The following is a 15,299-nucleotide window of genomic DNA, read 5'->3' as shown; positions in this document are numbered from 1 at the left end:
ATCCCCCTCGCTGTCGGTGCCGGGTGGTTGCGGCAGTGTGGCCCGCACCGGGCGCGGTGGGGGAGGCGGGGACATCGGACGCGGCAACGGCCGCCGTACGGCATCCTTCATCGCCCCGCACCCACCCGCTCCGCCGCCACCCGTTCCACCGACCGTTCCGCCCGGTCGGCGATCCCGACGACCTTGGCCAGCCGTTCCACCGCCGCCGGCACCTCCCAGTCGTCGCGCCGCAGCGCGGCCAGCGCCTTGGCCGGGGCGACCAGCAGATCCGGGGCGCCGGTCTCCATGGCCCGGACCAGCACCGCCCAGCCCGCCTCCCAGCGCTCCCGTTCCGGCCGGGCGCCGACCGCCGCGACCACCGCCTCCAGCGCGGCCTGCCGCAGGTCGCCGCGCTCGGGCAGCTCGGCGGTGGGCGGGTCGGCCAGCAGCGACTCCGGGTCCGGGAGGTCCATCCGGTCGAGGTGGGCGAGCAGTTCGAGGCCCGGTCCGTCCCCCACCGCGCCCCGCACCAGCAGCGCCAGCACCTCACGGGAGACGTCGGCCGCCGTGCCGAAGGCCAGCAGGGTCAGCGCCGTCTCCCAGCTGCGCGGCGAGGGCCAGGCGCCGCCGCGCCGCGTCTCGGTGTTCGGGAGCCGGTGGATCAGCGTCGGCCGGGCGTGCAGGAAGCCGCAGACCGCGCGCCGCGCGAACGCCACCGCCTCCGCCAGCCGCTCCGGCTCCAGGCGGGGCAGTTCGGCCCGGGGCCACACCCCGCCGAGGCCCCGCACCACCACGTCCCGGTCGTGCACCCAGTACAGGTGCACGAACCGGTTGGCCAGCGGTGGGCTCAGCTCCCAGCCGTCCGCCGCCGACGCCCGCGGATTGGCGGCGGCCACGATCCTTACGCCCGGCGGCAGTTGGAGCGCGCCGACCCTGCGCTCCAGCACGACCCGCAGCAGCGCGGCCTGCACGGCCGGGGTGGCGGTGGACAGTTCGTCGAGGAAGAGCAGCCCCCGTCCGGCCCGGACCAGCTCGACGGCCCACTGCGGCGGAGCCATCGGCACCCCCTGCACCGCGGGGTCGTCGCCCACGATGGGCAGTCCGGAGAAGTCGGTCGGTTCGTGGACGCTGGCGATCACGGTGGTCAGCGGCAGGTCGAGGGAGTCGGCGAGTTGCGTCAGCGCCGCGGTCTTGCCGATGCCGGGCTCGCCCCACAGCAGTACGGGCAGGTCGGCCGCGACGGCGAGGGTGAGCGCTTCGAGCTGGTCGTCGGGGCGGGGCTCGGTGCTGGTGGTGCGGAGCAGCTTCAGGAGGTCGTCGGCGAGGGCGAGTTGGGGGTTGGCGGGCAGGAGGGCGTGCGAAGTCATGGGCATCACCTGAGGGGTGTCAGCGGGTCCCGAACGGGGCCCGGAAAAAGGGAAGTTGGGGTCAGAAGGCCGCGATACGCGGCCGAGTGCGGCCGTCCCGCTTGCGGCGCATCTCATGCGGCAGCCGGCGGTCGAGCCGTGGGCGGTGCCCCGCCTCGGGCCGCGCCAGGTTCCCCGCCGCACCGGCAGCGGGGTGCTCGGGAACCAGCCCGGACCGGTAGAGCCCGTGGTCGAGACGGCGGGCCGCGGCCGACTCCAGCTCCTCCCGGAGCGGACCGTCACGCAGCACCGCACCGGGGCCGAGCAGCCCCTCGACGACGGCCAGCGCCCCGACGACATCGCCGTGACCGAGCCGCTCCCGCACCGCGGGCAGCTCCTCCGGATTCCGGTGCACGGCGTCGATCGCCCGCAGACACGGCAGCGGTGGTCCGCCGAGTGCCACCAGCAGTTCCTCGCGGCGCAGTTGGCCGGGGTCATGATCGACCGCCGTCAGCACACCGTCCCGCAGCGCGATCCGATGGACCTCGCCTCGGCACTCAACGCGATGCGGATCGCGCGCCTCGGCGACGGGGGCCGCCGCCTCCACCGCCGGGCAGTGCGCCGCCAACGCGTCGGCGACGAGCGGATGCAGCCGGTCGACCGGGACCAGCCCGGCCCGCACCAGCTCCAGATCCGGAAGCACCCGGGCCGCCGCCTCCGGCAGCACCGGCAGCGCAGCGACCTCCTGCGGAGGCGGCTCCTCCCGCATCGGCCGGAACGTCGGCGCGTGACTGTCGTCGGGCGCGACGAGCTCCAGCACGGCCCGACTGCGCGGACCGAGCCGCACGGTGAAGGCGCCACGAGGACGACCGTCGGCACGGAACAGCATCTCGGCCTCGGAGGCCCAACGCGCCCTGGCCCAGGAGCCGTCGGCGTCGTCAGTGCAGCGTGGCGCCCGGGCCCACAAGGAGTCGTCGGCGCAGCCCAGCCCCTCCGCCTCAGCAGCCCGACGCACCCCGGCCCGCAAGGAACCGCAGCGCCGGGCGAGTTCGCCACTGCGCTCCGCGTCCCAAAGATGCCGGTGCAGATCGAGCCGGAAACGCCGGTCGGGATATGGATGCGGATGGTGTCCGGGATCGCCGCCCCCGGACTCCTCCCAGACCGCGAGCGACATCCGCTGCCCGGCATCCGCCCAGGCCGGCGGCGTCCGCACCACCAGGTGCAGCGGTACGGCACCCCGGTACCGGGCCAGGGAGAGCGTCAGGCCCGGCCTCAGCCGCCCGTCCGGGGCGATCCGAGGCATGTGCCAGCGCAGCAGATCCGGCGCCAACCGGCGCAGATCCGCACGGAGTTGAGCCATCACTTCGGTGCCGTGCCGACTACGCACGGCGCGCAGATCGAGATCGACGTCGACCCGGGCGGCGGCGCAGGCGCCCGCCCAGTCACCGGCGGCACGCCGGACCGTCGAGGTCTCGATCATGGACAGTGGCACGGCGTACTCACGTACGCGCTGCCACATCAACAGGCGGGTCGGAATCCCGTTCGCGAGGTGGGCTGCCATCAGCACTCACCTGTAGCGAACGAGTCCCCCAATCCGAACGAGGAGAAGTTCTTCATCGGCGGCATCATAAGCACGCCGTCCAAGATCTGTCAGTAAATAGTCCGCCCGCGCTCGTCAGCGACCCCCGACTTCCGGAAGAAGTAGCTGTTGATCTGATCCCGCCACTCACGCGCGCTGCGCAGCTGCTCCTCGAACAACCCGGCCACCCGAGCATGCCGCACCGGGTCGACGACCCCGGCCGACGAGGCCCACTCCCGCTGAGCCTGCTCGACCTCCTCCACGCCCTCGAAGTGGGTGTCGTAGATGTGCTGGATCACGGTCTTCCCGCTCTTCAGCACGTGCCCGTACGGCACATGGTGGAAGAACAGCAGCAGCTCGTCGGGGCAGGACGCGACGGTCTCGTACACCTCGGCCCACCGCTTGCCGTACTGCCCCGCGTACCCGGTGCCGGACGCCACACTGCGGTCCACCCCCACCCCGTCCCGGTCGGCGAAGTGGTAGGTCCCCCACGGGCTGTACTCGTACCCGTCCACGCTCGGCCCGTAGTGATGGCCGGGCTGCACCATGAAACCGACCCCGAGGGGCGCGGTGTACTTCTCGTACGTCCGCCACGAACCCGCCATGACCGCCCGCACGCCCGCCGCGGCTTCCGACCCGAAGGTGAGCCCGATCCACTCGTCGAGGATGCCGCCGACGTCCGCGTCCGGCCGCCAGGCCAGCCGCGCGAAGGTGTAGAGGTTGGCCTGCGCCAGCGGGTGCCCGGTCCAGAACGGGTCGTCCCCGACGTTCGACACGGCGACGAGCCCGCCGCGCGCCAACTCCCCGACGGACGAGCCCTCTTCCGGCTCGAACCGCAGCACCTCGCTCCACATCGGCCCCAGCCAGCAGACATGCCGCTGCTGCCCGGTGTACTCCTGCGTGGCCTGCAACTCCACCGCGAGCCGAGTCCCCGGCATCGCACCGATCAGCGGTGAGACGGGCTCCCGTACCTGGAAGTCCATCGGCCCGTGCTTCACCTGGAGGACGGCGTTCGCCGCGAACTCTCCGTCCAGCGGCGTGAAATGGTCGTACGCGGCCCGCGCCCGGTCGGTCGTACGGTCCCGCCAGTCCTGGTGGTGGTCGTAGACGAACGCCCGCCAATGCACCGTGCCGCCGTACGGCTCCAGCGCGGCGGCCAGCATGTTTGCCCCGTCGGCGTGACTGCGGCCGTACGCGAACGGGCCGGGCTGCCCCTCCGAGTCGGCCTTCACCACGTACCCGCCGAAGTCGGGGATCGCCTCGTAGACCCGCGCGGTCGCCGCCGCCCACCAGGCCCGCACCTCCGGATCGAGCGGATCGGCGGTGGCAAGCCCGCCGAGCACGATCGGCGCCGCGAAGGTGACCGACAGATGGGTCCGGATGCCGTAGGCCCTGAACACCCCTGCCAGCTCGGCGACTTCACCGATCCGGTCGGTCAGCAGCCGCGCCTCGACCGCGTGCACGTTGACGTTGTTCACGGCCACGGCGTTGATGCCGCAGGACGCCAGCAGCCTGCCGTACGCCGCCACCCGCTCCAGGTCGCCGCGTGCCCGCCCGTCCTCCCAGAACAGCGAGCCACCCGCATAACCTCGCTCCACCTGGCCCATGACCGGATGCACGGCCACGTTGTCCCAGTGGTCCAGCATGCGCAGTCCCACCGCCGGCCGATGCGTCTCCCGCACCGGCTCGCCGAGGAACGCCTCCTCGCCGAGCCGGACGACATGGAAGAAGCCGTACAGCAGCCCGCGCGCACCGGATGCGGTGACCGTCGTACCCCCGGCACCGAGCTCGTAAGTGAACTCCTCGGAGTCGCCGGATCCGCTGAGCTCCAACAGCAGGTCGTGCGGCCCGGGTTCACGCGAGACACCGCCCCCGTACCGGGCGCACGCTTCCGCCAGCTCCCCGTACACCGTGTCCACCAGGGGACCCGAGCCGCGGATCACCGTCCGCCGGGTGCCGATCGGCCGGAACACCTCGTCCGGCAGCCAGGCCGGATCGACACCCCGCATGATTCCTCCAACGTCCCTGCTCAGCCGAGCAGTTCGAGTTCCGACACCACCGCCTCGCCGTCGATGACCAGGCGGTACTTCCCGTACGTACCCGGAGACCCCACGGTGAACGCCCGTGTCTGCCGGTCCCAGGCGAAGGACTCCCCGGACCGCCGGTCGAGCGTCTCCCACGTGGTGCCGTCGGCCGACCCCTGGAGCGTCCAGCCGGTCGGCGCCTTCGTGCGGTCCCCGGCCGAAGTCACCGTGTACTGCACGCCCTTGACCGGGCCGCCGGACACCGGAAGGTCAACCGAGGTCACGGCGGCGTCCGTCGCCGACGTGTCGTCGAAGAGCTCACCCTCACCCTTCAGCACGTCGCGCCGCGGGCTCGGCACCTTGTCGTCCTGCGTGATCGACACGGGCGCCGAGTCCTTGCCCCACGTCGACGGCCGCGGACCCATGTCGAAGTCCAGCACCGCCCCCTTCGCGAGCAGCGCGTGCGGGAGCGAAGTCGACGACCAGGAACGCCCGTTGACCCGCAGGCCCTGGACGTAGACGTTGCGGGAGCTGTTCCTCGGTGCCCGCACCACCAGGTCCTTGCCGTTGTCCAGATGGACGGTCGCCTTGGTGAACAGCGGCGACCCGACGGCGTACTCGCCGCTCCCCATCACCAGCGGATAGAAGCCCAGCGCGGAGAACAGGTACCAGGCCGACTGCTCGCCGTTGTCCTCGTCGCCGTGGTAGCCCTGCCCGATGTCGCTGCCGACGTACAGCCGGGACAGCACCTCGCGGACGTTGCGCTGGGTCTTCCAGGGCTGACCGGCCGCGTCGTACATGTAGTTCACGTGGTGGGCGACCTGGTTGGAGTGGCCGTACATGCCCATCCGCACGTCCCGCGCCTCGGTCATCTCGTGGATGACCCCGCCGTAGGAGCCGACGAAGTCGGGCGACGCGGTCTCCGGTGTGGCGAAGTACGTGTCGAGTTTGTCCGCCAACCCGGCACGTCCGCCGTACAGGTTGGCGAGTCCGCGCGAGTCCTGCGGGGCGGTGAAGGCGTATCCGTAGCCGTTGGTCTCGGTGTAGTCGTACCCCCAGACGCGCGGGTCGTACGTCGAGGAGTCCACACGCCAGTCCCCGGCGAGGTCCCGGCCCTGGAAGAAGCCGGCCTTCGGGTCGAAGAGGTTCACGTAGTCCCGGGCCCGGTCGAGGAAGTACGCGGACTCCTCCGCGTACCGCTTCTCACCCGTCTTCTCGTACAGCGCCCGGCCCATCCGCGCGATGCCGTAGTCGTTGAGGTAGCCCTCCAGCGCCCAGGACAGGCCCTCGTGCGTCTCGGTGCTCGTGTAGCCGAGGAAGGGCGAGGTCTCCATGCCCTTGCGGCCCACGCCCGACGTCGGCGGCACCACCGTCGCGTTCTTCACGGCCGCGTCGTACGCCGCCTCGGCGTCGAAGTCGACGCCCTTGACGTAGGCGTCGGCGAAGGCGACGTCCGAGGAGGTGCCGGTCATCAGGTCGGCGTAACCGGGGGAGGACCAGCGCGAGGTCCAGCCGCCGTCCTTGTACTGCTGCACGAACCCGTCGACCAGCTCACCGGCCTGACCGGGCGTCAGGAGTGAGTACGCCGGCCAGGTGGTGCGATAGGTGTCCCAGAAGCCGTTGTTGACGTACACCCTGCCGTCGACGATCTTCGCGCCGGTGTGCGTCGGGGTGTCGGGACCGGGCATGGGCGAGAAGGGCGACGCGTACTTGTACTCCGAACCCACCTTCTCGAAGCCCGAGTTGGGGTACAGATACAGCCGGTACAGGCTGGAGTACAGCGTCGTCAGCTGGTCCGGCGTCGCGCCCTCGACCTCCACCTTGCCGAGCAGCCGGTCCCACTGGCGCTGGGCGCGGTCCCGTACCGTTTCGAAGCCGGTGCCGTCCGGGATCTCCTGGCGCAGATTGTCCTTCGCCTGGTCGAGGCTGATGAGCGAGGTCGCCAGGCGCAGGGTGACCGTGGGGGCGTCGAAGCGCAGGTATCCCTTCACGCCCTCCGACGCGCCCTCCGTCACCGGCTGGTCGAAGACGCCGTAGACGAAGAGCCGCGTCGCGCCGGTGGACAGCCCGGACTTGACGTCCGAGTAGCCGGTGATCACCCCCGCCGCCTTGTCGAGCGTCAGCCCCGCCTGATCGGTGACGTTGTCGAAGAGGACGCTCGCGTCGTCGCCCGGGTAGCTGAAGCGGAGCACCGCCGCGTGGTCGGTCGGCGCCATCTCCGCCTTCACGCCGTTCTCGAACCGCACCCCGTAGTAGTACGGCCGCGCTGTCTCGTTCTCGTGCCGGAAGGCCAGCTCCCGCGCCTCCCGGCCGGTGTCCGGGACGCCGGAGGCCGCCGACGGCATCACCTGGAAGGTCTGCCGGTCACCCATCCAGGGGCTCGGCTCATGGCTCGCGCTGAACGCCTGGATCGTCGGCAGGTTGTCGTCGTTGTTGCCGCGCGCGTAGTCGTACAGCCAGCTCAGCGAGCCCGCGTTGGTCACCGGCGTCCAGAAGTTGAAGCCGTGCGGCACGGCCGTCGCGGGGAAGTTGTTGCCGCGTGAGAAGCCGCCGCTGGAGTTCGTGCCGCGGGTCGTCAGGGCGTAGTCGGACAGATGGGCCTTCGGCCGCTCCGGCGCGACCGACTCGATCCGCACGTCGTCCAGCCAGCCACGGAACCTCGCCGGCCCGCGCGGGGAGTCGTACGCCACCAGGATCCGGTCCACCGTCTTCCCGGCCGCCACCGAGCCGATCCGCGAGGCGACGCTGTTCCACTGGTTGACGTACAGCACCTTCGCGGCCCCCTGGGCCTGCGGCGACAGCCCGAACCCGTGCTGGTCCGTCGCCCCGAGCCCGCTCAGATAGGTGCCGTCGGTGAAGGCCAGGTCCACGGCCACGTTCGTGGCGTCGTAGTCCCGGTCGCCGTCCGCCATCGACGGGAAGACGCGGTAGGACAGCCGGGTGTTCCGGCCGACGGCGACATCCACGTCGTAGACCTTGTTGTACGAGTACGCCCGCCCGTCCGCCGTGTGCCGCCCCGCGTACCGCAGCGCCCGCTTGCCGGTGAACCCGGCGCGTGCCTTCGCCGTCGGCGAGCCGCTCGGGCCGCGGTCGACCAGCGACAGCATGTCCTGCGGGACCGGTCCGGCGCTGCCGCCCGTGGAGAGCTGCACGTCGGCGAGCTGGAGGATGCCCCCGGCGCCGTTGTTGGCCGTGATCTCCAGACGGAAGTGCGCGTACTCCGCAGGCTCCGCGAGGTCGTACGACTGTGTCTCGAACCGTTCGTCGAACGTCTCGCCGGACCGGGTGTCGAGGGTCTTCCAGTCCTTGCCGTCGTTCGAGCCCTGAAGGGTCCAGTCCCTCGGGTCGCGCTCGGCGTAGTCGTTGGCCGATGTGAGGGCGTATGTGGCGATTCGGTAGGGTTTGTCGAGGTCGAACTCGGCCCAGCCGGTGGGCGCGAAAGTCAGCCACTTCGTGACCGCCTCGCCGTCGGCGAGGTTCTCCTTCACCTCGCCGCCGTCCGTGTTCTCGGCGCTCGCGCGGACGTCCGTGACGTGGTCGGTGACGTTCCCCGGGATGCCGCTGCTGTAGCCGCCGTCGACACCGGAGGCGCGCTCCGGGGTGCTCAGCCAGTCCGGAGCGGGGTCGTCCGCCTCGAAGGACGACGTGAACTCCCGGGCGGCGCCCGGCGGCGCCTCCGGCAGGGCGAACGCCTGTGGACCGGCTGTCATCGCGAGAGCCGCCGTCAAGGCCACTGCTGAACACCGTCTGTGCCGCATGCGTCAACACGCTCCCTGCACGTCGTGGACAACGTTGTCTACTTCGATGCGCAAGGATCAGTTGTGGTCCAAGTGATGAACGATGTCAAGGGCGTTGGGTGTGGCTTCCGGGCGCATTGCCGATGGTTTTTCCGTCGGTCGGCGCACAGCCCGCACATATTTCCGGGAGGTCTCAACTCGGAAAAGACCCATGGCCAACCTTGCATTCGATCTTGCTCCGCTGGCGGGAAGTGGACTATACCTGTCGGCGATTCACCGATCCGTTCAACCGCACGTTCGCACTTCCTGCACGACCCAGCGTGACCCGATCGCGGTGCCGGCGAGGATCCGGTTCACCGCCTGAGTCCTGGAGAAGGCGAGGACTTGAGCATGGGATCCACTTCCGCCGAGAACGACAAAGGCTCCGTCGGCCGCCGTGATCTGATCAAGCGGTCCGCCGCACTCGGTCTGATCACCGTACCCACGATGAGTTTCCTGTCCGCGTGCGCCAGCGGTGGCGGGGACGACGACTCCAACGACACCCCCAAGGGCAAGACCAGCAAGGACAACCCCTTCGGCGCCGAGAAGGGCAGCAAGCTCGACGTCGTCATCTTCAAGGGCGGCTACGGCGACAACTACGCGAAGGTGTGGGAGGCCGACTTCCAGAAGAAGCTCGGCATCACCTCCACCCACACCGGGACGCAGGAGATCACCGGCAAGCTCCAGCCCCGCTTCAACGCGGGCAACCCGCCGGACATCGTGGACGACTCCGGCGCCCAGCAGATCAAGGTCGACGTCCTCAACAAGAACGGCCAGCTCCTCGACCTCGCCGAGGTGCTGGACGCCCCGTCGGTCGACGACCCCTCCAAGAAGGTCCGCGACACCCTCATCCCCGGCACCCTCGACCCGGGCACGTTCGAGGGCAAGGTCGTCGCCCTCAACTACATCTACACGGTCTGGGGCCTGTGGTACTCGGGCAAGCTCTTCAAGGAGAAGGGCTGGGAGGAGCCCAAGACCTGGGACGACTTCCTCGCCATCTGCACCGACGCCAAGAAGCAGGGCATCGGGGGCCTGGCCCACCAGGGCAAGTACCCGTACTACATCAACGTCGCCATCATGGACCTGATCGCCAAGACCGGCGGCCTGGACGCCATGAAGGCGATCGACAACCTCGACCCCAAGGCGTTCGTCGGCTCCGACGCGGCGCAGGCGGGCGTCGAGGCGATCTACGAGGTCGTGGAGAAGGGCCTGTTGATGCCCGGCACCAACGGCCTGACCCACACCGAGTCGCAGACCCGCTGGAACCAGTACAAGGCCGTGTTCATCACCAGCGGTTCCTGGCTGGAGAACGAGCAGCTGAAGACGACACCGGCGGACTTCGACATGAAGTTCCTGCCGATGCCGCTGCTGCCCGACAGCAAGCTGCCCTTCGAGGCGATCCGGGCCGGCGCCGGCGAGCCCTTCATCATCCCGAACAAGGCGAAGAACCTCGCCGGGGCCAAGGAGTTCATGCGGCGCATGCTCTCCAAGGAGTGGTCGACGCAGTTCGCCAAGGAGGCCAACTCGCTGACCATCCTCAAGGACGGCGTGGACAGCGGCGTCCAGCTGCGCCCGGGGACCCAGTCCACGGTCGAGGCGTCCAAGGCGGCCGGTGACAACACCTTCCGCTACCTGTACGTCGACTGGTACAGCGAGATGGGGGCGGCCATCGAGGCCGCGTCCAACGAGCTGATGGCCAAGCGCATCCAGCCCAAGGAGTGGCTGAAGCGGGCCCAGGCCGCGGTCGACAAGCAGGCCAAGGACCCGGCCTCCAAGAAGAACCACCGGGACTGACCGACGCCGTTTCCCGGGCTGGAGAAATCCGGCCCGGGGGAGGACACCAGGGGCAGGGAACGCCAATGCGCAAAGGGCAGCACAGGTTCGTCGCGGGATTTCTGTTCGTCCCCGTGGCGCTCTATCTGATCTTCGTGATCTGGCCGTACATCCAGACGTTCGGCTATTCGCTGACCGACTGGAAGGGACAGTCGCAGACCTTCAAGTTCGTCGGCCTGGACAACTACAAGGCGCTGTTCGAGGACGACGTCTTCATGCAGGCCATCTGGCACAACATCCTGTTCCTGATCTTCATCCCGGCGATCACGATCCTGCTCGCCCTGTTCTTCGCGTTCATGCTGAACGCGGGCGGACGCAGCCGGGCCGGCGGGGTCTCGGGCGTCGCCGGATCGTCGTTCTACAAAGTCGTCTACTTCTTTCCGCAGGTGCTCTCCCTGGCGATCGTCGCGGTGCTTTTCAACGCCGTGTACCGCAGTGACGGCGGCGGTCTCCTCAACGGCTTCCTGATCAAACTCGGACTGGTCGACGCCCAGAATCCGATGGAGTGGCTGAACGAGCCGAACCTGGTGCTGTGGATGCTGATGATCGCCGTGGTCTGGCACGGCGTCGGCTTCTACCTGGTGCTGTTCTCGGCCGCCATGCAGTCCATCCCCAAGGACATCTACGAGGCCGCCCTGATCGACGGCGCCGGCCGCAACCAGTCCTTCTTCCGCATCACCCTGCCGCTGCTCTGGGAGAGCGTGCAGACCGCCTGGGTGTACCTGGGCATCGTCGCGATGGACATGTTCGTCCTCGTCTCCTCGATGACCCAGAACATGGGCGCCTACGGCGGCGGTCCCGATCACAAGAGCGACGTGATGTCGACCGTGATGATGCGTAACTTCCAGTACTTCGGCAAGAGCGGATACGCCTGCGCGATGGGCGTCGTCATGCTGCTGCTCACCCTGGTCCTGTCCGTGGTCATGCTGCGTGCCACCCGCCGCGACCGCGTCGAGTTCTGAGCGGGAGAGATACGACGATGAGCGCACCCATCAAGGAGACGGCGGACGCCCCCGTGCGGGGGCCCGTGGCCAAGACCCCGGTCCGCCCCGGCGACGACCGCAGCGAGGGCGTCGTCCTGAACGTCTTCTCGCACGGCTTCCTCGCCCTGTGGGCCCTGCTGATCATCCTGCCCCTGCTCTGGCTGGTCCTGAGCTCCTTCAAGACCGACACCCAGATCGGCGGCTCGGCCTTCGGCTGGCCGCAGAACTGGTCGCTGGACGTCTTCGGCCGGGCCTGGGACAAGGGCATCGGCGACTACTTCCTCAACACCGTCATCGTGCTGGTCTTCTCCGTGCCGCTGACGATGCTGTTCGGCTCGATGGCGGCGTACGTGCTGGCCCGCTACGAGTTCTGGGGCAACCGGTTCCTGTACTACTTCTTCGTAGCCGGCGCGATGTTCCCGGTGTTCCTCGCCCTCGTCCCGCTGTTCTTCATGGTCAAACGGCTGGACATGCTGAACACCTACCAGGGCCTGATCCTGGTGTACGTCGCCTACTCGATGCCGTTCACGGTCTTCTTCATGCACGCCTTCTTCAGGACCTTGCCCACGGCGGTCTTCGAGGCGGCGATCCTGGACGGCGCCTCGCACAGCCGCACCTTTTTCCAGGTGATGCTGCCGATGGCGAAGCCCGGACTCGTCAGCGTCGGCATCTTCAACACCCTCGGCCAGTGGAACCAGTTCATCCTGCCGACGGTCCTCATGCAGCCGCAGAGCGGTGACGATCCCGAGCGCTACGTCCTCACCCAGGGCCTCATCCAGCTCCAGCAGCAACAGGGGTACGCCTCCGACCTTCCGGTGCTTTTCGCCGGCGTGACCATCGCGATGATCCCGATGCTGGTCGTCTATCTGTCCTTCCAGCGTCAGGTGCAGGCGGGCCTTACGTCCGCGACCTTGAAGTAGCGCTCCGAGAGCGCCCGTGAGCGCACCGTCCCCGCCCCAGGTGACGGTGCGCCGAGGCGTGTGCACATTCCCGGATACTGTTCAACCTCTTGACGGGAGGCGACCCGAACGGCTCAGCTTAGAGTTCACTAGTTGGACATGAACGGGGCCTCGTCGATGCGGTCCCGCGCGCAGGAGGTCGTCGTGGAGACTCCGGGGTCGCAGTCGTCGCTGCACCGAGCCAACCTGGAACGGGTCGTCCGGGCCGTCCGGCTGGCCGGGTCGCTCACCCAGGCGGAGATCGCACGGACCACGGGTCTGTCCGCGGCCACCGTCTCCAACATCGTCCGGGAACTGAAGGACGGCGGAACCGTCGAGGTCACGCCCACGTCGGCCGGTGGCCGCAGGGCCCGCAGCGTCTCGCTCAGCGGCGACGCCGGCATCGTCATCGGCGTCGACTTCGGCCACACCCACCTACGGGTCGCCGTCGGCAACCTCGCCCACCAGGTGCTGGCCGAGGAGTCCGAGCCACTGGACGTCGACGCCTCCTCCACCCAGGGCTTCGACCGGGCGGAAGAGCTGGTCAACCGCCTGATCGCGGCGACGGGCGTGGACCGCTCGAAGATCGCCGGCGTGGGCCTCGGCGTCCCCGGCCCGATCGACCTGGAGTCCGGCTCCCTGGGCTCCTCCGCGATCCTGCCGGGCTGGATCGGCACCAAGCCCGCCGAGGAGCTACGAGGCCGTCTGGGCGTCCCCGTGCACGTCGACAACGACGCCAACCTGGGCGCCCTCGGCGAGATGGTCTGGGGCAGCGGCAGAGGCGTCAGAGACCTGGCCTACATCAAGGTCGCGAGCGGTGTCGGCGCCGGTCTGGTCATCAACGGCAAGATCTACCGGGGCCCGGGTGGCACAGCCGGAGAAATCGGGCATATTACTCTTGATGAATCCGGCCCGGTCTGCCGCTGCGGAAACCGGGGCTGCCTGGAGACCTTCGCGGCCGCGCGCTATGTGCTCCCGCTCCTCCAGTCCAGCCACGGCACGGACCTGACGATGGAAGGCGTCGTGCGGCTGGCCAGGGACGGAGACCCTGGCTGCCGTCGGGTGATCGCCGACGTCGGCCGACACATCGGCAGTGGAGTCGCCAATCTCTGCAATCTCCTGAACCCGAGCAGGGTGGTCCTCGGCGGTGATCTCGCGGAGGCCGGCGAGCTGGTCCTTGGCCCCATAAGGGAGTCCGTCAGCCGCTACGCCATTCCCAGCGCGGCACGTCAACTCACCGTTCTCCCCGGGGCACTTGGAGGCCGTGCGGAGGTGCTCGGAGCACTCGCCCTCGCACTCAGCGAGATGGGTGATTCGACCCTTTTGGACGGCACGCTGCACTCAGCGGCTCCTGCCTTCACTTAGAGAACGAAACCCGCCGTTGCCAACCCGTTAAGTATTTACTTCTTGACGTCGCACGTGTGGCCGAGTTGACTTCCAGCCACCTCGGCCGCAACGACGCGGCCTCGTCAGGGAGGTTTCTGAAGTGAACACGCTTATGCGTCGTGCGGCTGTACCCGTTCTGGTCTCGGCCCTCGCCCTCACGGCCGCCGCTTGCGGCAAGGCCGGCGACGACGACAACGACAGCGGCAGCTCCGACTCCGGCAAGAAGTCGATCGGTCTGCTCCTGCCCGACAGCGTCACCACCCGTTACGAGCAGTTCGACCGGCCGCTCTTCGAGGCCAAGGTCAAGGAGCTGTGCTCCGACTGCACCGTCTCCTACGCCAACGCCGGAGCGGACGCGGCCAAGCAGGCCCAGCAGGTCAGCACCATGGTCACCAAGGGCGTCAAGGTCATCGCGATCTCCGCCCAGGACTCGGCCGCCATCAAGTCCTCGATCGACGCCGCGGTCAAGAAGGGCGTCAAGGTCATCGCGTACGACCGTCTGGCCCAGGGCCCGGTCTCCGCGTACGTCTCCTTCGACAACGAGAAGGTCGGCCAGCTCCAGGGCCAGGCCCTGCTCGACTCGCTCGGCTCCAAGGCGACCCCCAAGTCCAAGGTCGTCATGATCAACGGTGACGACGCCGACCCGAACGCCGCGCTGTTCAAGAAGGGCGCCCACAGCGTCCTCGACGGCAAGGTCGACATCGCCTACGAGCAGTCCGGCCTGTGGAAGGACTCGGTCGCCGCGCAGAAGATGAAGGCGGCCATCACCCAGCTCGGCGCCAAGAACATCGCGGGCGTCTACGCCGCCAACGACGGCATGGCCGGCGGTATCGCCAACACCCTCAAGGGCTCCGGCATCTCCGGCATCCCGCTGACGGGCCAGGACGCCGAGCTCGCCGGTATCCAGCGCATCGTCGCCGGCACCCAGTCCAGCACGGTCTACAAGGCCTTCAAGCCCGAGGCCGACGCCGCCGCCCAGCTCGCGGTCAACCTGGTCGAGGGCAAGAGCATCGACGACCTCGCCACCACGACCATGACCAACGGCTCCGGCAACAAGGTCCCGTCGCAGCTGCTGACCCCGGTCTCCGTCACCGTGAAGAACATCAAGGACACGGTGGTCAAGGACAAGCTGTACACCGTCGACCAGATCTGCACCTCGGCCTACGCCGCCGCGTGCAAGAAGGCCGGTCTGCAGTAACCCACCGCCTTCGGGGGCGTGCCTGAGTCACGGCACGCCCCGTCGGCAGGTACAGGCCCCTCCGGCGCCCACCCCGCCTTCATACCCCGCTGCGGGGCGGGCGCCGGACGGAAGCATGGCGTGCGCGCCCGTTGCCAACTCGCCCGGGCTGCGCGCAAGTTCATCTGGTAAATCCGTGCTCTGGGCACAACGGTCAGCTCCGTGCTCCGAGCACAGCTCTCCGCGCCTACCCCAAGCGCGGCATCCCCGCCGGTCAG

The 15,299-nt window shown here is 69.1% G+C and carries 9 protein-coding genes; 5 read left to right on the top strand and 4 right to left on the bottom strand.

What is annotated here, in order from left to right; translation table 11 throughout:
* Window positions 1-107 precede the first annotated feature (107 nt).
* The 4 genes from IQ210_RS21230 to IQ210_RS21215 form a co-directional block, all read right to left on the bottom strand.
* On the bottom strand, window positions 108-1,346 hold the full coding sequence (locus IQ210_RS21230; protein ID WP_194080642.1) for an AAA family ATPase: 1,239 nt from the start codon (window positions 1,344-1,346) through the stop codon (window positions 108-110).
* Window positions 1,347-1,407: 61 nt separating this feature from the next.
* Complete coding sequence (locus tag IQ210_RS21225; protein ID WP_194080641.1) at window positions 1,408-2,886, bottom strand: hypothetical protein; 1,479 nt, start codon at window positions 2,884-2,886, stop codon at window positions 1,408-1,410.
* 89 nt (window positions 2,887-2,975) lie between these two features.
* Window positions 2,976-4,913 (bottom strand): alpha-glucuronidase, encoded by a 1,938-nt coding sequence (locus tag IQ210_RS21220; protein WP_194080640.1) that lies wholly within the window; start codon window positions 4,911-4,913, stop codon window positions 2,976-2,978.
* 20 nt (window positions 4,914-4,933) lie between these two features.
* Window positions 4,934-8,638 (bottom strand): GH92 family glycosyl hydrolase, encoded by a 3,705-nt coding sequence (locus IQ210_RS21215; protein ID WP_194080639.1) that lies wholly within the window; start codon window positions 8,636-8,638, stop codon window positions 4,934-4,936.
* Between the two features lie 417 nt (window positions 8,639-9,055).
* Between IQ210_RS21215 and ngcE the strand changes: the two genes are divergently transcribed.
* The 5 genes from ngcE to IQ210_RS21190 all read left to right on the top strand — a co-directional run bounded on the left by ngcE (window position 9,056) and on the right by IQ210_RS21190 (window position 15,042).
* On the top strand, window positions 9,056-10,498 hold the full coding sequence (gene ngcE / locus IQ210_RS21210; RefSeq protein WP_194080638.1) for an N-acetylglucosamine/diacetylchitobiose ABC transporter substrate-binding protein: 1,443 nt from the start codon (window positions 9,056-9,058) through the stop codon (window positions 10,496-10,498).
* Window positions 10,499-10,563: 65 nt separating this feature from the next.
* Entirely contained in the window at window positions 10,564-11,499 is a 936-nt protein-coding gene (locus IQ210_RS21205) for a carbohydrate ABC transporter permease (protein ID WP_194080637.1), read from the top strand.
* Between the two features lie 17 nt (window positions 11,500-11,516).
* Window positions 11,517-12,440 carry a carbohydrate ABC transporter permease gene (locus IQ210_RS21200; RefSeq protein ID WP_194080636.1) on the top strand — a complete coding sequence of 308 codons (924 nt, stop codon included), beginning with the start codon at window positions 11,517-11,519 and terminating at the stop codon, window positions 12,438-12,440.
* Between the two features lie 183 nt (window positions 12,441-12,623).
* A complete protein-coding gene (locus IQ210_RS21195; protein ID WP_194080831.1) occupies window positions 12,624-13,823 on the top strand; it encodes an ROK family transcriptional regulator in 1,200 nt (399 codons plus the stop codon).
* 133 nt (window positions 13,824-13,956) lie between these two features.
* Window positions 13,957-15,042, top strand: coding sequence for a sugar ABC transporter substrate-binding protein (locus IQ210_RS21190; RefSeq protein ID WP_194080830.1), 1,086 nt, complete (start codon window positions 13,957-13,959; stop codon window positions 15,040-15,042).
* Window positions 15,043-15,299 lie beyond the last annotated feature (257 nt).

The sequence above is a fragment of the Streptomyces justiciae genome, from assembly GCF_015163075.1.
In the GTDB taxonomy this organism is placed as follows: Bacteria; Actinomycetota; Actinomycetes; order Streptomycetales; family Streptomycetaceae; genus Streptomyces; species Streptomyces justiciae.
This window is presented reverse-complemented; position numbering and strand designations above follow the sequence as displayed.

Excerpts from the sequence above, each read along its gene's own strand:
- IQ210_RS21220 (WP_194080640.1), bottom strand. The coding sequence starts at position 4,913 with ATGCGGGGTGTCGATCCGGCCTGGCTGCCGGACGAGGTGTTCCGGCCG.
- IQ210_RS21190 (WP_194080830.1), top strand. The coding sequence starts at position 13,957 with ATGCGTCGTGCGGCTGTACCCGTTCTGGTCTCGGCCCTCGCCCTCACG.
- IQ210_RS21225 (WP_194080641.1), bottom strand. The coding sequence starts at position 2,886 with ATGGCAGCCCACCTCGCGAACGGGATTCCGACCCGCCTGTTGATGTGG.
- IQ210_RS21215 (WP_194080639.1), bottom strand. The coding sequence starts at position 8,638 with ATGACAGCCGGTCCACAGGCGTTCGCCCTGCCGGAGGCGCCGCCGGGC.
- IQ210_RS21205 (WP_194080637.1), top strand. The coding sequence starts at position 10,564 with ATGCGCAAAGGGCAGCACAGGTTCGTCGCGGGATTTCTGTTCGTCCCC.
- ngcE (WP_194080638.1), top strand. The coding sequence starts at position 9,056 with ATGGGATCCACTTCCGCCGAGAACGACAAAGGCTCCGTCGGCCGCCGT.
- IQ210_RS21200 (WP_194080636.1), top strand. The coding sequence starts at position 11,517 with ATGAGCGCACCCATCAAGGAGACGGCGGACGCCCCCGTGCGGGGGCCC.
- IQ210_RS21230 (WP_194080642.1), bottom strand. The coding sequence starts at position 1,346 with ATGACTTCGCACGCCCTCCTGCCCGCCAACCCCCAACTCGCCCTCGCC.